This window comes from Mesorhizobium sp. M0659 (genome assembly GCF_040320605.1).
Classification (GTDB): Bacteria; Pseudomonadota; Alphaproteobacteria; order Rhizobiales; family Rhizobiaceae; genus Mesorhizobium.
In genome coordinates, this window is the sequence record NZ_JAMYPY010000025.1 from 26,582 (window position 1) to 43,383 (window position 16,802).

The window sequence follows — 16,802 nt, forward strand, 5'->3', positions numbered from 1 at the left end:
GAGCTATGCCACAAACACATCCTCTCGATGGTGAGCGAGGTAAGCCTGCTGCGGCGGGGTGAAGGTGCTAGTGCGCCAGACGGCGGGGGCTTCGGCAAAGCCGAAACTCTGCATCACCAATTGCTCGAATCCGAGCCGCCGCAAATCAGTCTTGTCGACGCGCTGGGATATGAGGACCTGCCCGCTATCTTCAAAACTGATGAAGCCACGGTCAAAGAGGTGGTCGGCATCAGGCGTGAGGAGCAGCCCGTTCATGCCGTCCAAGCGCTCCTGCGCGGAAGCGCATAGGCGCCAAGGCTTGATGTGGCTTGCAATCAGCAACGAGGGATTGGTGACCCCTGTGAGTCGGCACGAGCGCTCCATGGCTTCGACATTGGAACGAAATTTACCTTGGCCGCGACGAGCTTGAATGACGCTCGTCTTTACAGTGTCCTCGAGTTGGAGGTCGTCTCGGATACGGCGCTCAACGACGTCCTCTAAAATTTCATTGACGACTTCGAAAGTGAGACTGTTTGCGCCACCACGCCTCAAAGCTTCGCGGTCGAAAGCTGTACCCGCGACAATTGTGTGAAACACCTCTTGCGATACGCTCGCGAGATAGGCGTTTTGACGGCCTGATCCGGAGTTTGGGTCGATGGGCGAGTATCGGGCAGGCAGAAGCGGACCCAATTCGCCAATTATGTCCGACGGGCGCACCGTCGGCAGGAGCGGCGCCCAATACACCGGGAGAAGCCAACCTTCCTCGTTCCAATTGGCTCCAGTGTTCTTGAACTCCGGTGGTTTCGGTGCTGTGAATGCAAACTCCGCTACCCGACCAATATAGCGCACGGCTTGACCGAAAAAAGACAACACGAGGTCACCAGGTGTCGCCCGACGCATATTTTTGTAGAACTCGCTGCGTGCCCCATTCTTCTGAGTTTTGGGCGACCAGAGATATTGCCCGTCGATCTCTTGGCAGGCGGTCTGACTGTGATTTACCCACCAGAATTGCGACATCGTTTTTGATTTTAATAGTTGCCGTCGGCTGGGTAAGCTCTATTCGAGACCTGTCTCGCCTACAAGCATGGAGCCGACCTTATTGCCAGGTGCGACAGGCGGCGTAACTGCATCTTTCGGCGAGACGCCAAGAAGAGCGTAGGGCGACGATAGTCGCCGCCCCCACCCCACTTGCAAATCGCCCCCCAAATGCCATCTAGATCACAGGCGCACCGCCGGTGCGCCTTAGCCACGGAGCTTTCACTTGACGCAGCGAAGCGGCAGTGCGGACTTGCCGCTGCATGGCGGGCGGGTGCCGAAATGGCTGGGCGATCGCATGACGCGGCTGGGCGCGGTGCTGTGCGAGGCGATCATCCATCATTATGGCCGCGACGAGCTGTTGCGGCGGCTGGCGCATCCGTTCTGGTTCCAGTCCTTCGGCGCCGTCATGGGCATGGACTGGCACTCCTCGGGCATCACCACCTCGGTCGTCGGCGCGCTGAAGCGCGGACTGAACCCGATGTCGCGCGAGCTCGGCATCCATGTCTGCGGCGGGCGCGGCGCGCATTCGCGCAAGACGCCGCAGGAGCTGGCGGCAATCGGTGAGCGCGTCGGCATCGATGGCGCGGCGCTCGCCACGGCCAGCCGCCTGGTCGCCAAGGTCGACAGCGCGGCCGTGCAGGACGGTTTCGACCTCTATCTGCACGGCTTCATCGTCACCGACGACAGCCGCTGGGTGGTGGTGCAGCAAGGGATGAACGGCGACAGCCGCCAGGCGCGGCGCTATCACTGGCTGTCCGAAGGGCTGACCAGCTTCGTCGACCAGCCGCACGCGGCGATCGAGGGTGAGCGGCAGGGCGAGATCGTCAACCTCACCGACCATCGCGCCGAGCCGTCGCGGACCGGACAGCTCGACCTGTTGAAGACCATGAGCCCGGAGCGGATCCTTGACGAGCTTGCCGTGCTGGAGCCGCCGCCGAAAGCGGCGCCCGCGAAACCGCCGGCGCAGCCGATGCTGCCCAATCTGGTGATGCCGGCGCATCATGACGTGCGCGAGAGCGACATCGTCATGCACCGGCTGCACGGCAACATTTCGGCCGCCATCGAAAGCGGGCCGGCCGATTTTCCCGAACTGCTGTTGGTGCCCGGCGTCGGCGCGCGCACCGTGCGAGCGCTGGCCATGGTGGCGGAAGTTGTGCACGGCGCGCCCTGCCGCTTCTCCGATCCGGCGCGCTTCTCGCTCGCCCATGGCGGCAAGGACCGCCACCCCTTCCCGGTGCCGCTGAAAGTCTATGACGAGACGATCGCGGTGCTGAAATCGGCCGTCGGCAAGGCCAAGCTCGGCCGCGAGGAAGAGCTCGGCGCGCTGAAGCGGCTGGATGGCGAGTCGCGTCGGCTGGAGCGCTACGTCACCGGGCCAAGCCTTAAGGAGATCGTCGCCGGCGAGTTCGACCAGTCGCATCTGCTTGGCGGGCGCAGTGTGTTTGGGTGGGAGGGGGCGGCGGAAAGCGACGACGGTTCAGACAGGGGCCGCCAGTAGCTGCCTGTCCATCATGCAGAGATAGTGCGCGGCCGATAGAAACACGTGCTCGGCTTGTTTTGATAATGCTTGCAAAGACCCATTTCTCAAGTGATGCTCTGCCAGGCGAGGCTCGGCATGAAGACATTCGCATGGACGTTGGTTTTCGTGCTGCTGGCGATTGGCGGCGCGATCGCCCAAACGACGCCTGAGCCTGCCATACTGGCATATACACCGCCGATGCACTTCGTCGTTGTACGCAACAGCACGCCAGGATGCGAGCCGACATGCCCGGAATGGATTTCGGCGGAAGGTCACATCGTGGCCGGCACGCCAGCTTTGCTGAAGGCCTTGCTGAAAAAACTCGGCCCCCGCAAATTGCCTTTGGCGTTGAATTCCCCGGGCGGCGAGACCGATGCGGCGATGGCGCTTGGCCATATGATCCGCGCCAGCGGGCTCGACACGATGGTTGGCAAGACGGAGTTCTCCGAATGCGCGCCAGACACAAAAGCCTGCGGGCCGGGCGACCTCCGCTTCGGCGTCGCCAACCCCGTCGGCGCAGTCTGTTCGTCAGCTTGTACGATGGTTCTTGCGGGCGGCGTACGGCGCCTGGCAGACAGCCGCGCCTTTGTCGGCATTCACCGGATCATGCTGCCGACCGCCAAGAAAATCCACGGCAAGAAGACCATCGTCCTCGTTCCGATACCCAAATGGTATGAACGCAAGGTCGACAGCTATTTCACCGAGATGAAAGCAGGTTCGTGGATCGTATCGGCCATGCAAAAAATACCCGACGACAGCATACGATACCTCGTGACATACGAACTTTTGGACCTGAATCTGATAACCGAAACCGGTCACGGCGACACGCGCACCTCCATCGATATCTGCAAGACCACGCCGCCGGCGGGCAACTGCCGAACGGTCAGGCAATAGGAATAGCGGGCCACGTAGGTCGTCGAAGCGCCTGTTTCTCAACAGCAACCCTTCACTTTACGCTGCGCCCTTCAACAGGTCTTCCGGCCGGCCCTCGATGAGCGCAGCAATATAGCTTTCCAGGCTGGTCGTGCCGCGCTCCGGGTTTTCCGGCTGCATCGGCTTGTCCAGCGTGGCCCCGGTCATGCGGGCATAGGACTCGGCCGCCGCTTTGGAGAAGCCTAGTTTTTCGTAGGTTTCTGTCCAGCGCTCCCGCGGCACCGTGACCACGCGCACGTTTTTGCGCAACGCCGCACTGAAGGCTGCGGCGACATCGGCGGCGGAGTAGCGCCGAGGACCCTCGATATAGTGCGTGCCGGTCTTGTCCGCCGGCTCCAGCAGACGTCTCGCCGCAGCCTCGCCGAGATCCTGCGGCGCCACCATCGGCAGCTCGAAATCCGCCGGGAAGAAGGAGGTGATGACGCCGTCGCGCCGCGCCGTCTCCAGGGCCTGATCCCAGTTGCTCATGTAATAGGCGGCGCGGTTGATGCTTGCCGGAATGGCCTGGGCCTTCAGCTTCTGCTCGAGGCCGTAAAGGACGGTGAGATCGCCGACACCCTCGCCGGCCTGCGCGCCATAGGTCGATTCCGCTACCACTTTTTCGAGGCCGGACCCCTCCAGTGCCGTCGCAATGGCGCCAACCGTCTTGCGCTCCTCGGCGTCGGTGTCGGTCGATGGATCGGCCGGCGGGTTGAGCAGAAACGCCCGCTTGCCGCGCCGCAAGACTTCACGCAGCGCCTCGACATCGAGCACATCGGCAACCGCGGCCTCCGCGCCCTGTTCAACCAACCATGCGGCCTTCGACTCGTCGCGCGTCACCACCGTGACATCCTCGCCCTGCCGCAACAGCGCCATTGCCGCCGCCGAGCCGACATGGCCGGTACCTCCAAGAATGACATGCATGGTCTCGTCCTTCCCTTGCTGATTCATGCCGGATTAATGGCTGGGGCGGCGAAGGGTTCAAAAATCGGGGGACGATGCTGACAGGAGGTGACGCTGACTTTCCTCGCAATGCACGGCGCAGGGGTCGTTCGCATCTTGCAAAATTATGGAACGAGGTCGTGTCCAGCGAGTTATATTAGCGCAACCTTGAATAGGAGGCAGCTATGAGAAAGCTCCTGCTTGCTTCGGCTATCGCTATCACTGCGGCGGCGGCGATGATCGCTCCGGCGAATGCCGGCGGGCGCGTCGTGATCGGCATCGGCAACGGCTACTATGACGATGACTACAATGACAGCTATGGCGACTATTACGATCGCTACGCTCCTCGCCCTTACTACCAGTATAATGCCTACGATAACGGCTTCAGGTACCACAGGTATCACAGGCACCATCGCCATTGCCGCATAGAGTTGGTCAAGCATTGGCGCCATCATCACAGGATCGTCGAGGAAATTCGCGTTTGCGAACGGTGATCCGATAGGGTGAAACCGGTTCGGCCGGCATCTGCCGGCCGGCCGCTTCACTACGCGGCTGCCGGCCTTATCGCGGCTTCCGCATCATCATCCCGTAATCAACGGCCAAAAGGTCGAGCCCGACCTTCAACAGCTTCACCACCACATCTCGTCCCTCGCCGGTGCGTTCGGCGAGCGCCTTCACCGACTGGCCTTCGAGGCAGATTTTGCGAACCACCTCCGCCACTTCCCAGTGGGCCATGGCGGCGATGGCATGGGTGTGGGCGCGGCCGGCGTTGAGCACGCGGTCGGGGATGCCGCCATTGATGCGGCCGCCGTCAATGCGCTCTTCCCACGGCATCGGCCGCAGCCCGTCACGCGAGGCGCGCTCGAAATCGTCGCGAAACCGCTGGCCGGCCTCACGCTGCTGGCGGGTCAGTGAGGTGATGCCGACCAGCGGATCGACATTGCGCACCCGCACGATGCCGCCGGTCGCGGTGTAGCCGTCATTGGAGACCTCGTAGACGCGCCGCGCCTCTTCGGTGCCGACGCTCAACCGCTTGCGGCCGAAGCGATCGTCCTTCAGCGCGAAATCATGGCCGATCTCGCGGCGGATGCGCACCTGCTCGGCTTCGCCTGTGGGGAGTTTTGGTGGCTGCCGTTTCTGCGCGGTTTTTTTGCTCATCGGAGGATCCTTGTGGGATTGGGTTGTTGAGCCGGAAGGTTGGCGTTCCTTCGCGCCCCCCTCTGCCCTGCCGGGCATCTCCCCCACGAGGGGGAGATTGGCAGTTTCGGCGGCTGCGCCTCTGCAACGTTGGCAATTGGCGAAATCGGCGGCGATATCCGATCGCCCCCCTCGTGGGGGTTGAGGAGTGGTCCGCGAAGCGGACGGAAAGCCAATTGCTTGGCTTTCCGAGCGACGAACGTCCGGCAGGACAGAGGGGGGCGCTGTCCCGCCGGCTTTCGATCATTGGTGGGGTCGTCCGGAGGCGAGGAACGGAGCCCAGCCGCTCACACCACCTCCGCCACAGGTCGGTGGAAACGCGTCTGATGATATTCGCAGTAGCTTTTCAGCGCCCTTGTGCGCAGGCCGCAGCACAGCATCTCGAGCCCCGGCCGACTGCCGGGAGCATCGTTGTCGGGGTCTTCCTCCAGCGTCAGGTCGAGCGGCGCGCGGCAGCGGTCGAACAGGCAGTCGATGAAGCGCATGGCGGCGACATGCGGCTGACGCCCGAGCGAGGCAGGGCGCGGCGCCGGCACATTGAAGCGGTAGATTTCGCCGTCCACCACCAGCCGTCCTTCGCCCGGGATCGAGGGCGCCGGACGGGCTGGCAACAGAGGCCTGGCCGATGGCTGACGGCTCGGTTTGGCGGCCGGTTTGACCGGCGCGGCCTGCTTCGAAACTCCTACTTCCGTTACGGGCTTGCTTGGCTGCGCCGGCGGATTCCTCTTGGCGGTATTCTCGTTTGCCGCAGTCTTCCCCGTCGCATTCTTCCTCGGTCGGCCGCCGGACCTGCCGCCTCTGGGGTTGGCGCAGCCGATGGTCTTCAACGCGCTGTTGCGGTGGACGATGCCGATGATGGCATTGCGCGAGACCGGACTGCCGCGCAGCGCCGTGAAGCGGACGGCGATCCCTGTGGCCGACAGGCCATCCCTCAGCCAGACGGCGATCTCCTGCAATTCGGTGTCGGTATAGGCAGTCATGTCGGTATCCATTGATTGCGCGCGCAAAGGCCGAGCGCCGGCCCCGGGGGCCCACGGGAAAAAATCAGAGCGGATGGTCGGTGCGGTCAGCCGATACTGGCGGCCGGCAGCGAGCCGGCGAGATGCCGCAAGGCGGCTTCGGCGGCCGCTTTGGTGAGGGCGGAAACCGCCCTGCCCGTCAGCCGGTCGAACAGGATGACGGTGCCATCTTCCGTGCGGATGCAGGAAATACCCTGCCCGCCGGAGACAGCCCTTGGCGCACCGGCGGCGCCATGGGCTGAAGAGGTGGCCGGAGCCGGGAGAGGAGCGGCTCCGGCCGTTCCGGTCGATCGGGGGGACGACGGTTCGACCGGATCCGGGGCAGAAGCCCCGGTTTGCGTCCGGACCGGGGAGGAGGACAGCCCGGACGATGGGAGAAAGCTGAGGATGTCTGCGGAAACGCTTGCGATTTGTTCGATCATGCGCTAAGCGTACGATACGTACGAAACGTACGCAAGCGAAATCGTACATATTGGACGATAAATTTCAGGCAATTTGTACGATGCAGGAACCGAGGCACAGATTGCAGCAGGCGCGGGCGGAGGCGGGCTATGCCTCGCCGAGCGACGCTGCGCGGGCATTGCGCGACATCAACAAGAACACGCTGATCAGTCACGAGAACGGTAACCGGCCGCTGTCGCGCAAGGCGGCGGAGAAATACGGCCGCCTGTTCGGCGTCGATCCCGGCTGGCTCTTGTTCAACGGTGACGGCGGCAGCCTTGCGGGGGGCCATTTCGGCTTTGACGAGTCGGGCCGGCAGATCCCGATGCCGTCGCTGGCCACCGTCGATGTGCCCATCGTCTCGTGGATCAGCGCCGGCGAACTCGGCAGCCAGGATACGGTGGTCAATCTCAGCGACTATCCGACCATCCCCACCACCGATCTGGAGCAGGGCCAATGGATTGCGCTGCGCGTCGACGGCCCGTCGATGAACAAGATCTCGCCACCGGATTCGATCATCTTCGTCAACCTCAGGGACAAGCGGCTGGTGACCAATGGCTGCTATGTCATTTCGGACGAAAGCGGCCAGGCCACCTACAAGCGCTATCGCCCCAACGAGAACCCGCCCTTCCAGCCGGCCTCCTACATGGACATCCCGCCGCCGGCGCTCGAAGGCGCCATCACCATCATCGGCCGGGTGAAGCGCTCGATGATCGATATGTGAGGGAGAAGGCGGTGAGGCGCAATCTCCCCCCTCGAGGGGGAGATGGCCGGCAGGCCAGAGGGGGTCGCCGCGCGTAAGGCGCTGACGTCCTCTGTCCGCGATAGGAAGTCGCGTCAGGACGTACCGACCCCCTCTGTCGCCTTCGGCGACATCTCCCCCTCGAGGGGGGAGATTACGCTCCCAAAAACTCGTTCGTAAAATACCCCCCGAAATCCGGCTTCTCCTTCAGAGCCTTGCCATCGCCATCGAGCAATATGCCGGCCCTGAAGAGGTAGGTACCGATCGCCTCGATCTTGGCCCTGTCGATGGTGCCGATGACGCCGTCCTGGCTGCGCAAGAAATGCCCGTCGACGAGCATCTTCAGCGAAGCGTGGATCAGCGCCGGGTCGGTCAGCGCATCCTTGTTGGAAGCCATCAGCAGATCGCCGGCTTCCTGCGGGTGATCGCAGGCAAATTGGTAGCCGCGCCGCGTTGCCTCGACGAAGGCCGATGCGGCCTTCGGGTTTGCCTGGAGATAGGCATTGCTGGAGGCGATCAAGGTAGTGTGCTCGTCGGGCACGCCGTAGTCGGCGTAGCGGAAGCCGCGCTGCCTGACGCCTTTCAGCTCGGCAGCGACGCCTTCCCAGGTCGAGACCTCCAGCGTGAAGTCGACCGAGCCGTTGGCCAGCGCCTCATAGGCCGAGGTGCCTAATGTCACCGTCTCGAAAACGCCCTTGCCGCCATCGTGGCGGATGATGGTCGAGATCAGCGTGTTTTCCCAGGCGCTGCCGAAGCCGCCATAGGTCAGACCGTCGAGATTCCTGGGACTCTTGATCTCGCCGCGATCCGCGTTGAAGACCAACCGGCCGGTCTCCTGCTGGACCACGGCGTAGACCGCCTTGAGATCGGCGCCGGCAGCCCGCTGGGTGAACAGGCCGACGCCGGCAATGCCGAAATCGGCGATGCGGTTGGCGACCAGCGTGCCGCCGCCAGTATCGCCATAGGGCAGGATCTCAACATCGAGCCCGACCTCGTGGTAGAACCCTTTGTCGCGGGCAACGAACAGGCCGACATGGTTGGTGTTGACCGTCCAGTCGAGCGCGACGGTGATTTTTTGCGTAGCCGCATGAGCGCGAGAGGCAAGCGGCAGTCCGGCAGCCAGCGTCAGCAGCAAAGCCTGCCGGCGTGTGAATTCGGTCATGAAAAACTCCTTTGAGCGGTCTGCGGGAACGAGGGCCGGTCAGTCCCGGGATTGAGCAGCGTGTCGAGGATGTCGGCTTCGAGCGCGGCGGCCTGGCGCGCGGCATCGCTGCCGGTGGTGCGCGGGCGCGGCAGCGGCACGGCAATCTCGCCGATGATGCGGGCCGGCCGCGCCGACATCAGATAGATGCGATCGGAGAGGTAGACGGCTTCGCGCACGTCATGGGTGATCAGCAGCGCCGTCCAGCGTTGGCGCTGCCACATGCCTTCCAGCCAGCGCTGCATACCCGCGCGGGTCAGTGCATCCAGCGCGCCAAAGGGCTCGTCGAGCAGCAGCATGTCGCGCTGCTGCACCACGGTGCGCAAAAGGGCGGCGCGCTGGCGCATGCCGCCGGAAAGCTCGGCCGGCCAGGCGCGCTCGAAACCGGCAAGGCCGAACTCAGCGAACAACGGCGCGACGCGTTCGCGCGCCGCCTTGCGGCCAAGACCCTGCACTTCCAGCCCCAGCGTCACATTGTCGATGACGCGCCGCCACGGCATCAGCGCGTCGCGCTGCGGCATGAAGGCGAAGGGGCTGCCCTGCAATGGCGCGCCGTCGAAGCGCATGTCGCCCTCGCCTTTCAGCGCGCCGGTCAGCAACTGGAACAGCGTCGACTTGCCGGCGCCGGAAGGGCCGAGGATGGAGACGAACTCGCCGGCCGCGACATGAAGCGAAATGCCGGCGAGCACCTCAAGCGCGCCGAAGTTCTTCCTGATGTCCCGGAGTTCGAGCCGCGTCATTGACGGTTCTCTTCTGCAGCTTCAACCTTGCCGTCGCGGCTTTCGCTCCCTGCATTCTCCCAAGGCATGGCGAAGCGCTGGACGAGCACCGCAATGGCGAACAAGACAAGCGTGAGCGCGGCGCTGACGGCGACCGCGGCGAGCACCAGATCGGGCCGAAAGTTGTTCTTGGCATTGAGCATGTAGATGCCCAGCCCCTTCGCCGCCCCCGCATATTCGGCGAAGATCGCGCCGACGACGGCGTAGGTGATGGAGATGCGCAGCCCGGCGAAGAAATAGGGCAGCGCCGAAGGCAGGCGCGCCAGCCAGAAGATGCGCCAGCGCCCTGCCCCCATGGTGGCGAGCATCTGCGAAATCGCCTTGCTGGTCGCGGCAAAACCCTCGACCAGCGCCACCATCATCGGGAAGAAGGTAACGAGCGCCACAAGCAAGATTTTTGGCATCAGCCCGAAGCCGAACCACAGTACGATGAGCGGCGCAATCGCGACCAGCGGCAAGGTCTGGCTGACAATCAGCAGCGGAAACAGCGCGCGGCGCAGCGGGGCCAAGAAATCGACCACCGCCGAAAGCACGAAGGCAGCGACCAACGAGCAGGCGAAGCCGGCTGATGTGGCGCGGATGGTGGGCAGCGTGTTGTCGGCAAGGGCAGCGCGATGCTCCCAGGCCTGCTGCAGCACGCGCGACGGCGCCGGCAGCATGGTGGGCGCAGCGCCACCATAGCGGGCGTAGAGCTCCCACGCCGCGAGGAGCAGGGCGGAGGCGCAGGCGGCGGGGATGGTCTTGGCGATGGCTGCGGCTAATCTCCCCCCTCGAGGGGGAGATGTCGCCGAAGGCGACAGAGGGGGTCGTCTCGCATAGAGCGCCCACGCCTTGCCGATGCGAAAAGGACGTCGGCGCTCCACGCGCTGGGACCCCCTCTGGCCTGCCGGCCATCTCCTGCTCGAGGGGGGAGATTCGTGGGCATCGCGGTCTTCGCCAATCGCCAATGGCTCCCCTCCTCTTTGTGCTGAGGGGTCAGAGGCATCTCCTCCACGCAATGGGTCAGATAAACCAGCCACGGCAACATCCTCGAGGAACGACGCTTGAGCCGCGGCTCAGACCCCGCTCGGGCTGTTCGCCGAAATCGTGATGTCGAGGGTGACGTGGCCGGCGCCGGGGCCGAAGCGGCAGAAGGCCTCGTTGAGCGTGGCAAACACCGCACCGGCATCGCCGCGCAGTTTGGTGCAGAAGTTCTTTGAGCGTTCAAAGACGCCGGACTGCTTCAGGAAATCGATGCAGCCATAGATCTCGTCCATATGGTCGCCCGTGCCCATAACGTAGAGCGAGAACTGCGCCGCCACCGGCTGGCCGGTCGACGGCGTGGCCTGGACAGCGCGGATCGCGGCGATCTTGCGCTCGTCCAGCGGAATGGCGGGGCCGCCGGTCTCGTCGGAGCGGCAGATCGGATCGTCGGGCTCGCCCGGACAGCCGCGCGAGACCGCTGCCGAAAGCACGCAGTGCTTGCCGCTTCTGGCCGCCGCGACGAACAGGTCGCGCATGGCGGGAAACAGCACCTCGGGCGGCCCGACCATAAGCGTCGAGATGTCGTCGGTTTCGATCCGCAGCCGGTCGCGCCACGGATCGAGCGCGCCGAGCGCGCCAAGGATGACGCCGACGAAATCGTCGGTCATGGGATAAAGGGAAATCTGTGCGCCTGAAAACATCGCCCGCCTCGCTCCGCTGGTATTATCCAGATCAGCTTTAGGGTCCGAAGGCTTGCCGCCCTCATCTCAGCCCCGACGATACGGAGCACCCCTGTGGATGAGCGGGTTAAAGCATTGTTCGCGACATTGGGGAAGCCGTTTGTTGAAGGCACTGCGGCAAAGTGTTTTGGGCCAGACGGGCCGGGCGCCCGGGCGTTCAGAGCGACTCGTCAGTTCGTTGCGTTATAAGGTTTCCACGAATTTCTTATAACTGCGTTGAAATTCAAGCTGATAAACGTAATTATAAGAAAACGGCAGAGCCTCCGCGCAGCCCTTACGGTTTCTGCATTTCCTTATCCCCGAACTGTGCTGCTGCGTCGCTAGGGCTTGCCTGTGCTGGTCCCCTCGCCCCAGCGCTACGCCATCCACAAGCTGATCGTCGCCTCGCGACGCGGGCCGAGCGCTGGCGCCAAGCGGGAGAAGGATCTCCATCAAGCGCGCCTGCTGACCCAAGCGCTCGAAGCCACACGTCGCCAGGACGACCTTGCCTTCGCCTTCATGGAAGCGTGGGACAAGGGCGAAAACTGGCGCGAGACGATCCGGCGCGGCCTGAACCTGTTCGACGCCGACACGAGGGAAACAGTCAACACCATCCTGGGAATCCCTCCGCGAAATTGGTGCGAGTCCTGAAGGATTCTCGATACGTGATTAGCTGAAGCGACCGCTGCTATATTCATTGTCATCGTCCCAACTGTACGAAATTGGCTTGACGCTTATTCGTACATAAAGTACGATATCTCTTTTCGCAGAGAGGAATGTCCTTGAGCACAGCGAACCATGTTGCCTTCGCCGATCTCTCTCGTCCTTTGCCGTCATCTCCGTCGTTGCCGCCGCCTTTATTGCCGCCCCCTTTGTTGCCCTTGTCATTCGATCAGTGCCAACGCCTCGCCGGGGCCTGGCGAATGGCCAGCCAGGACATCGCCGACGACATCCGCTTCATCCGCCAATATCTGAAAGTCGTTGCCGAGAAGGACGAGAGGCTGTCGACCGGCACCCTTGTTCACAGCCGCGCCTATGTCGAGGCCTGCGCCGGCTGGCTGCCACAGACTGTAACGCGCTATCTGCGCCACCTGCGCCAGATCACCGAATGCGAACTGGCTATGACAGCTGCCGGGATTCGCTTTGCGCTGTCGAGTTATGCCTGGGAGGCATGAGGGGCGGCTGTCGCCAAACACAAGGAATTGCGCTGCCCGTCGCAGGCGCAATTCGTCAGGTTGAGAGGCTCGGGCGCGCCTGAACGGCGGGCGCCAAGGATGGCCCGGCCAGCTAATTCCGGCCTTGCTTTATTTCGACTGGCCTTGTTTCAACTTGGCCTTATTTCGATTTGGCTTTGCCGGACTTTGCGGCGGCAGGCTTCGCTGCCTTTGACTTGGCGGCTGCCTTGGCGGGCTTGGCGTCAGCTTTCTTCGCCGCCTTTTTTGGCTTGGCGACCGCGCCATCGACTTCAGCCGTGGCCTGCTCCCAGTGTTCCTGATGCGCGCCTTCAGGCCGGCCGGCCTTTTCCCAAATCTCGTGCGCGCGCTGGCGAATGCGGTCCTGTTTGTCGTCCGTCACTTAAGCCTCCGTGGTTGGGTCCGGTCGGTTGGTCCAGATTCCACGAAAACATTAGCCGAAAATTCGGCCGGCGTCTTGAGTGACGAGACATCTCAGCGCGGGTCGGAAATCACCGCAACGCCGAGCAGCGCCGCTTTCTTGACGATCAGCCCCGCGAGGTCGGCATCCGAACGATCGGTGCCGGTGCGCTCCCGCAGGAGCGCGATCGCTTCCTTCATCGATAACAGCGCCGTGTTGCGCTCGGCCAGCAACTTGTCGCAACACGCCGCAACATTGGCGGAGTTCGGGGTCTCGACATGCGGCAACATGGCAATTCTCCTTTCATCATGTTCGTCATTCGGCCCTGCCGCCCTTTTGGGAAGAACGACAGGGCCGTATCACCGATGAATGGTTAGGTTGTCGAGCGTTACTCGACCACCTCGACAATCCTGCGCGTGCTGGGGTCGACCAACACGGTATGGTTGTCGACGACGGCGTATCTGTACTGAACGTCGGGAACCTCCTGCAGCTCGACAGTGTCAGGCAAGGCAGTGCCGACATTCAATTCGACGCCGAGCAGATTGACCGAGGCAAGCGGATGTTTCTTTACGTACTGGTGCACGACCGTGCGCTGTTCCGGGGTGATGATCACCTGCTGCTGTGCCGGCTGCGTGACGATGACCTCGTCGGCGGCGGCAATGCCGATACCAGCGATCATGGCGAGCCCGGCGACGGCGGGAATAAGGATGGTTTTCATCTTCGTCTCCTGTCGTTGTTGGCGAGCTCCGCCGTGTTCCCGCATGAGGCGAAAACAGCGCAGATCGAGGTGGCGGGCTCCTGGAGGCAAACGCAGCCGGTACGGTCTTGTTCCGCAAGCGGAGACTAAATTGATCGGCTTCCCGGTCATGCCAGCAGAACCCGCACCCGCAAGATTCGCATTGAAGCACAATCCCTCAGGAGACCTTCGACGTGGACGATGCACGGCTCCAAATTCCGGTGGCGATCGCGGCCGGCGCCGGCATTGATCCGGTGACCGCGTCGCCCGGCCAAGACCGGAACCGACCGCCTTCGTGCCACGCCGTGAAGTTTCAAGCAAAGGTCATTGCTTCGGCGGCTGCGCAGGCACCTCGCCAGGCTTGATCACCGGCGTCTTGCCCTGGTCCGGCGGCGGCTGCGTCATACCCTGGTCACCACTGGGCGGCGGCTGCAGCACGCCGCCGCAGGGACCGAGCGTGCTGGTCGATTCGCCACCGCCATTGGCGACCGGCGGCTTCCGAGCATCGTCCTGAGGCTGCGCCTGGCAAGGCGCGGCAGGGCCGTTCCGGTCGCCATTGTCCTGCGCAGCCGCCGGGTCGGCCAGCGCCAAGAGCAGCACGCATGGGATGAGGGGGAAAGTCTTCATGGTCCAGCTCCTCTGGATTCATCTCCTTGGCAAAACAGACTAGTCCTTGGCAAAGCAGACTGGCGGCAATTGGTTCCACGGAGATGGAGTGGTTGCCGGAACCTGACAGCCGGAAGTGAGTTCCACCTTCTCGACGCAAAGCCGCCCAGAGGAGGCAATCATGGAAGAACGAAACAGAAAACCCAATGACGAGGTCGAGGCGCCACCGAGCAAAAACGATGCCCGCGACACGATCGCCAATGACGAGGTGGAGGCGCCGACGCCGCGCCGGCAGGATTGGGATGCGCTGCGTGGCGCAACGGTCCTGCCCGACGGAGCAGATGAGGAAAGCCTGCCGGACACCACCGGAGTCGAGAAGGAAGGCGAACTGCCCGAGGAGGATGACGACAACCCCTACCAGGACAGTGACGATGCCTTGCCCGACGACGCCGAGGAAGCCGCCATTGGTCACGACCTGGCGAGGCGCGGCGGCCCGTTCGACGAGGTGTAAGGGCAGCGACCGCGGACTTTCGAGAGGTTTCCCGGGACGTCCACGCCGTCACCAGTTGGACCAAGGATGAGCTGAAGGCGATGCCGGAGCATCGCGATTGATATTTCGAAGGATCCGGCTGGTCTGATCCTTCGTTTAAGGCGCCTTGGCGGTTTGGTTAAATTTAGCCCTTGTGGTCAAGGGCCGGCGGCGACGCAATCTCGGCACGTTCGACAGCCGCGAGGCAGCCGAGAAGCACGAACGCGAAGCCCAATATCTCAAGCGCCGTTGAGGCCGCTCGCCTGAATCTTCAAAGTGCGCAAGATATCCCCGCCGCGGGCGGCGCAGACACGCTCCAGCATCGCAACGCTGCGAACCGGGCCATCGCCCGCCGGCACTTGAGTGCCGACGGGCTCTGACCTTCAGTTCGACCCGGGATCGCCGAGCGCCTCGGTGACGAAGGACGCCGCGATCAGGTCGTCGGCGTCGAGGCGTAGGGAGCCTTCGACACCCCCCATGATGGCCGCGACCTTCTGGAAGGTCTGCATCTCGTGTTCAGTAACGCTGGCGTCTCGCATCCTGGCTTTCAGATCGGCGATGCGTCGGCCCAGTGAGGCCGACGTTCCGATTTCTCTGTTCGACATGGTGGCCTGCTCCTCCCCCAACCCATGCTGTGGACGTACTCAAGTCTGCCTATATATAAGGCAGCGCGAATACAGTCGCCGCAACGCGCGATATCTGGGAAGGTTCCGGCGCCAAATAGTCACGAAATAATACGTGGTGGGACTCGGGTATGTTAAGCGCCGACGCGGCGATAGACACCGCAGCCAGCGGCTGCGGCCATCGGCCTGGCCAACCCGTGTCGCGGGTCGCGAATGCGGGTCGGGACTTTGATCGCCGCGCGCGAACAGTCAGCGAGAGGCCGGAACCACGCCGGACACCGAGCGCGCCGTTTCGGGCGAAAACACCACGAAAGCAAAAACCAGAACGGCAGCGGCGATAATGACCGAGCCGCCGGCGACGATCGGTTCAAGCGCCGGGTTTCCCTGCAGCATCACATACAGCGCCGGCAGCATGATCACCAGGCCGAGTGTGTAGAGCCCGTAGTGGATCATGGCGATGCGACGCGCCGCCTTTTGCGGATTGAGCGCGTAGTAGCCGCCGAAGATGGCGCTCGTCACCCAACCGAGCAGATTGATATGCGCGTGCGCCGGAAAAGCGGCGTGGTCACCCGAGATCGCCATCTGCAGGCCGGCCGCAATCCCCAACATCAGGAACAAGATGGCAGTTTTGAAAAAGAGTTCTGAAACCCTCGGCATGTCATTTCTCCCCCTATGCGGTCTGCGACCGCTTGCGACCTGGAGAATACACCCACGCGCAGAACTTTTCCACGCCCCGGTTATGGGGCCATGCCTGCACAGCTTTTTGCACGCTGTTCGACTTTTCTGGCTGCCACAACCCGGCGCCGCCGCGCTACGGCGTCAGCAAGATGTCGGCGCCCGCTCGCTCGTCGAACACCACCGCGCAGCCGCGCCCCAGCGCCACTGCCGACAGCGCGTTGGCCACCGTCTCGTCCGGCGATACGAAATCACCGGTCAGCACTCGCAACTCCTCCACCGCCCTGGCCATTGACACGCAGTGCCCGGCAACGCGATCGCTCGTGCAGGCGTCAATGACGCTGACGAGGTCGATCATCTCGAACTGGCCCATACCGGCCTCCACAAAAACAGCGTCCCGTCGCGGATATGAACGCCGAGGCGAGAGACAATGTTCCGCAGGTCCGATGCCCAGGCGGAGCACTCGACAGCCCGACCTGGAACGGGCCGGCCGGCGACAACCGCTTCGCTTGACAATAGGCCCTGTTTGTTCTCTATTTGTTCGGCAAAAACGCCTCTCACAACAGACGCGGCTAATGCTGCAACGCCG

The 16,802-nt window shown here is 63.3% G+C and carries 23 protein-coding genes, 1 pseudogene and 1 riboswitch; of the genes and pseudogenes, 9 read left to right on the forward strand and 15 right to left on the reverse strand.

Going from position 1 to position 16,802, the window contains the following annotated elements:
- Positions 1 to 3 precede the first annotated feature (3 nt).
- Positions 4 to 996: an HNH endonuclease gene (locus tag NKI31_RS27420; protein ID WP_023685451.1), complete on the reverse strand. Its 993-nt coding sequence runs from the start codon at positions 994 to 996 to the stop codon at positions 4 to 6.
- 244 nt (positions 997 to 1,240) lie between these two features.
- Between NKI31_RS27420 and NKI31_RS27425 the strand changes: the two genes are divergently transcribed.
- A complete protein-coding gene (locus NKI31_RS27425; protein WP_023705161.1) occupies positions 1,241 to 2,515 on the forward strand; it encodes a DUF763 domain-containing protein in 1,275 nt (424 codons plus the stop codon).
- Positions 2,516 to 2,662: 147 nt separating this feature from the next.
- Complete coding sequence (locus NKI31_RS27430; protein ID WP_156933462.1) at positions 2,663 to 3,430, forward strand: COG3904 family protein; 768 nt, start codon at positions 2,663 to 2,665, stop codon at positions 3,428 to 3,430.
- Positions 3,431 to 3,487: 57 nt separating this feature from the next.
- Here NKI31_RS27430 and NKI31_RS27435 read toward each other — a convergent pair whose 3' ends face one another.
- Positions 3,488 to 4,372, reverse strand: a complete 885-nt coding sequence (locus NKI31_RS27435) for an NmrA family NAD(P)-binding protein (RefSeq protein WP_023814870.1) — start codon at positions 4,370 to 4,372, stop codon at positions 3,488 to 3,490.
- Between the two features lie 203 nt (positions 4,373 to 4,575).
- Here NKI31_RS27435 and NKI31_RS27440 point away from each other — a divergent pair, with 203 nt between their 5' ends.
- A complete protein-coding gene (locus NKI31_RS27440; protein ID WP_023672486.1) occupies positions 4,576 to 4,884 on the forward strand; it encodes a hypothetical protein in 309 nt (102 codons plus the stop codon).
- 67 nt (positions 4,885 to 4,951) lie between these two features.
- Here NKI31_RS27440 and NKI31_RS27445 read toward each other — a convergent pair whose 3' ends face one another.
- Complete coding sequence (locus tag NKI31_RS27445) at positions 4,952 to 5,548, reverse strand: DUF6456 domain-containing protein (protein ID WP_352497216.1); 597 nt, start codon at positions 5,546 to 5,548, stop codon at positions 4,952 to 4,954.
- A 326-nt stretch (positions 5,549 to 5,874) separates the two neighbouring features.
- Complete coding sequence (locus tag NKI31_RS27450; protein ID WP_352653053.1) at positions 5,875 to 6,567, reverse strand: GcrA cell cycle regulator; 693 nt, start codon at positions 6,565 to 6,567, stop codon at positions 5,875 to 5,877.
- A gap of 80 nt (positions 6,568 to 6,647) precedes the next feature.
- On the opposite strand from NKI31_RS27450, the gene NKI31_RS27455 reads away from it, so the two are divergent.
- Entirely contained in the window at positions 6,648 to 6,848 is a 201-nt protein-coding gene (locus NKI31_RS27455) for a hypothetical protein (protein ID WP_023709399.1), read from the forward strand.
- A gap of 260 nt (positions 6,849 to 7,108) precedes the next feature.
- A complete protein-coding gene (locus NKI31_RS27460; protein ID WP_023727016.1) occupies positions 7,109 to 7,771 on the forward strand; it encodes a LexA family transcriptional regulator in 663 nt (220 codons plus the stop codon).
- Positions 7,772 to 7,943: 172 nt separating this feature from the next.
- On the opposite strand, the gene NKI31_RS27465 is transcribed toward NKI31_RS27460, so the two are convergent.
- The 4 genes from NKI31_RS27465 to NKI31_RS27480 all read right to left on the reverse strand — a co-directional run bounded on the left by NKI31_RS27465 (position 7,944) and on the right by NKI31_RS27480 (position 11,433).
- The gene (locus tag NKI31_RS27465) at positions 7,944 to 8,951 is read right to left on the reverse strand and encodes an ABC transporter substrate-binding protein (protein WP_023689009.1); all 1,008 of its coding nucleotides are present in this window, start codon (positions 8,949 to 8,951) and stop codon (positions 7,944 to 7,946) included.
- Positions 8,948 to 9,730, reverse strand: a complete 783-nt coding sequence (locus tag NKI31_RS27470) for an ABC transporter ATP-binding protein (protein WP_023689010.1) — start codon at positions 9,728 to 9,730, stop codon at positions 8,948 to 8,950. Before NKI31_RS27470 ends, NKI31_RS27465 begins: the two co-directional genes overlap by 4 nt.
- Positions 9,727 to 10,569, reverse strand: a complete 843-nt coding sequence (locus NKI31_RS27475) for an ABC transporter permease (protein WP_023735462.1) — start codon at positions 10,567 to 10,569, stop codon at positions 9,727 to 9,729. Before NKI31_RS27475 ends, NKI31_RS27470 begins: the two co-directional genes overlap by 4 nt.
- 255 nt (positions 10,570 to 10,824) lie before the next feature.
- Positions 10,825 to 11,433, reverse strand: coding sequence for a YkoF family thiamine/hydroxymethylpyrimidine-binding protein (locus tag NKI31_RS27480; protein WP_023730345.1), 609 nt, complete (start codon positions 11,431 to 11,433; stop codon positions 10,825 to 10,827).
- Positions 11,424 to 11,536: riboswitch (TPP riboswitch) on the reverse strand. It overlaps the preceding gene by 10 nt.
- 269 nt (positions 11,537 to 11,805) lie before the next feature.
- On the opposite strand from NKI31_RS27480, the gene NKI31_RS27485 reads away from it, so the two are divergent.
- Positions 11,806 to 12,102, forward strand: coding sequence for a GSU2403 family nucleotidyltransferase fold protein (locus tag NKI31_RS27485; RefSeq protein ID WP_352653054.1), 297 nt, complete (start codon positions 11,806 to 11,808; stop codon positions 12,100 to 12,102).
- Positions 12,103 to 12,374: 272 nt separating this feature from the next.
- Positions 12,375 to 12,626: a hypothetical protein gene (locus NKI31_RS27490; protein WP_023684826.1), complete on the forward strand. Its 252-nt coding sequence runs from the start codon at positions 12,375 to 12,377 to the stop codon at positions 12,624 to 12,626.
- Between the two features lie 160 nt (positions 12,627 to 12,786).
- Here the strand turns inward: NKI31_RS27490 and NKI31_RS27495 are convergent, their stop codons facing one another.
- The 4 genes from NKI31_RS27495 to NKI31_RS27510 all read right to left on the reverse strand — a co-directional run bounded on the left by NKI31_RS27495 (position 12,787) and on the right by NKI31_RS27510 (position 14,407).
- Complete coding sequence (locus NKI31_RS27495; protein WP_023740111.1) at positions 12,787 to 13,026, reverse strand: DUF2934 domain-containing protein; 240 nt, start codon at positions 13,024 to 13,026, stop codon at positions 12,787 to 12,789.
- A 92-nt stretch (positions 13,027 to 13,118) separates the two neighbouring features.
- On the reverse strand, positions 13,119 to 13,334 hold the full coding sequence (locus NKI31_RS27500) for a hypothetical protein (protein WP_023670360.1): 216 nt from the start codon (positions 13,332 to 13,334) through the stop codon (positions 13,119 to 13,121).
- Between the two features lie 98 nt (positions 13,335 to 13,432).
- Positions 13,433 to 13,762 (reverse strand): DUF1236 domain-containing protein, encoded by a 330-nt coding sequence (locus tag NKI31_RS27505; RefSeq protein ID WP_023670359.1) that lies wholly within the window; start codon positions 13,760 to 13,762, stop codon positions 13,433 to 13,435.
- A gap of 342 nt (positions 13,763 to 14,104) precedes the next feature.
- On the reverse strand, positions 14,105 to 14,407 hold the full coding sequence (locus NKI31_RS27510) for a hypothetical protein (RefSeq protein WP_352538142.1): 303 nt from the start codon (positions 14,405 to 14,407) through the stop codon (positions 14,105 to 14,107).
- A 160-nt stretch (positions 14,408 to 14,567) separates the two neighbouring features.
- On the opposite strand from NKI31_RS27510, the gene NKI31_RS27515 reads away from it, so the two are divergent.
- Both NKI31_RS27515 and NKI31_RS31875 read left to right on the forward strand, forming a co-directional pair.
- A complete protein-coding gene (locus NKI31_RS27515) occupies positions 14,568 to 14,897 on the forward strand; it encodes a hypothetical protein (protein ID WP_023740113.1) in 330 nt (109 codons plus the stop codon).
- Positions 14,864 to 14,998 (forward strand): annotated as a pseudogene (locus tag NKI31_RS31875) (PRC-barrel domain containing protein); the annotation flags it as partial. The gene NKI31_RS27515 and the pseudogene NKI31_RS31875, both read left to right, overlap by 34 nt.
- Before the next feature lie 300 nt (positions 14,999 to 15,298).
- Here the strand turns inward: NKI31_RS31875 and NKI31_RS27525 are convergent.
- The 3 genes from NKI31_RS27525 to NKI31_RS27535 form a co-directional block, all read right to left on the reverse strand.
- Positions 15,299 to 15,520: a hypothetical protein gene (locus tag NKI31_RS27525; protein WP_023670355.1), complete on the reverse strand. Its 222-nt coding sequence runs from the start codon at positions 15,518 to 15,520 to the stop codon at positions 15,299 to 15,301.
- Positions 15,521 to 15,787: 267 nt separating this feature from the next.
- The gene (locus NKI31_RS27530; RefSeq protein WP_023749548.1) at positions 15,788 to 16,195 is read right to left on the reverse strand and encodes a heme-copper oxidase family protein; all 408 of its coding nucleotides are present in this window, start codon (positions 16,193 to 16,195) and stop codon (positions 15,788 to 15,790) included.
- 154 nt (positions 16,196 to 16,349) lie between these two features.
- Positions 16,350 to 16,586, reverse strand: coding sequence for a hypothetical protein (locus NKI31_RS27535; protein WP_023670353.1), 237 nt, complete (start codon positions 16,584 to 16,586; stop codon positions 16,350 to 16,352).
- Positions 16,587 to 16,802: the final 216 nt, after the last annotated feature.

Coding starts and splice junctions, on each gene's coding strand:
- NKI31_RS27505 (WP_023670359.1), bottom strand. CDS start 13,762: ATGAAAACCATCCTTATTCCCGCCGTCGCCGGGCTCGCCATGATCGCT.
- NKI31_RS27530 (WP_023749548.1), bottom strand. CDS start 16,195: ATGCCGAGGGTTTCAGAACTCTTTTTCAAAACTGCCATCTTGTTCCTG.
- NKI31_RS27435 (WP_023814870.1), bottom strand. CDS start 4,372: ATGCATGTCATTCTTGGAGGTACCGGCCATGTCGGCTCGGCGGCGGCA.
- NKI31_RS27500 (WP_023670360.1), bottom strand. CDS start 13,334: ATGTTGCCGCATGTCGAGACCCCGAACTCCGCCAATGTTGCGGCGTGT.
- NKI31_RS27420 (WP_023685451.1), bottom strand. CDS start 996: ATGTCGCAATTCTGGTGGGTAAATCACAGTCAGACCGCCTGCCAAGAG.
- NKI31_RS27535 (WP_023670353.1), bottom strand. CDS start 16,586: ATGGGCCAGTTCGAGATGATCGACCTCGTCAGCGTCATTGACGCCTGC.
- NKI31_RS27480 (WP_023730345.1), bottom strand. CDS start 11,433: ATGTTTTCAGGCGCACAGATTTCCCTTTATCCCATGACCGACGATTTC.
- NKI31_RS27445 (WP_352497216.1), bottom strand. CDS start 5,548: ATGAGCAAAAAAACCGCGCAGAAACGGCAGCCACCAAAACTCCCCACA.
- NKI31_RS27515 (WP_023740113.1), top strand. CDS start 14,568: ATGGAAGAACGAAACAGAAAACCCAATGACGAGGTCGAGGCGCCACCG.
- NKI31_RS27465 (WP_023689009.1), bottom strand. CDS start 8,951: ATGACCGAATTCACACGCCGGCAGGCTTTGCTGCTGACGCTGGCTGCC.
- NKI31_RS27460 (WP_023727016.1), top strand. CDS start 7,109: ATGCAGGAACCGAGGCACAGATTGCAGCAGGCGCGGGCGGAGGCGGGC.
- NKI31_RS27440 (WP_023672486.1), top strand. CDS start 4,576: ATGAGAAAGCTCCTGCTTGCTTCGGCTATCGCTATCACTGCGGCGGCG.
- NKI31_RS27525 (WP_023670355.1), bottom strand. CDS start 15,520: ATGTCGAACAGAGAAATCGGAACGTCGGCCTCACTGGGCCGACGCATC.
- NKI31_RS27470 (WP_023689010.1), bottom strand. CDS start 9,730: ATGACGCGGCTCGAACTCCGGGACATCAGGAAGAACTTCGGCGCGCTT.
- NKI31_RS27450 (WP_352653053.1), bottom strand. CDS start 6,567: ATGACTGCCTATACCGACACCGAATTGCAGGAGATCGCCGTCTGGCTG.
- NKI31_RS27510 (WP_352538142.1), bottom strand. CDS start 14,407: ATGAAGACTTTCCCCCTCATCCCATGCGTGCTGCTCTTGGCGCTGGCC.
- NKI31_RS27490 (WP_023684826.1), top strand. CDS start 12,375: ATGGCCAGCCAGGACATCGCCGACGACATCCGCTTCATCCGCCAATAT.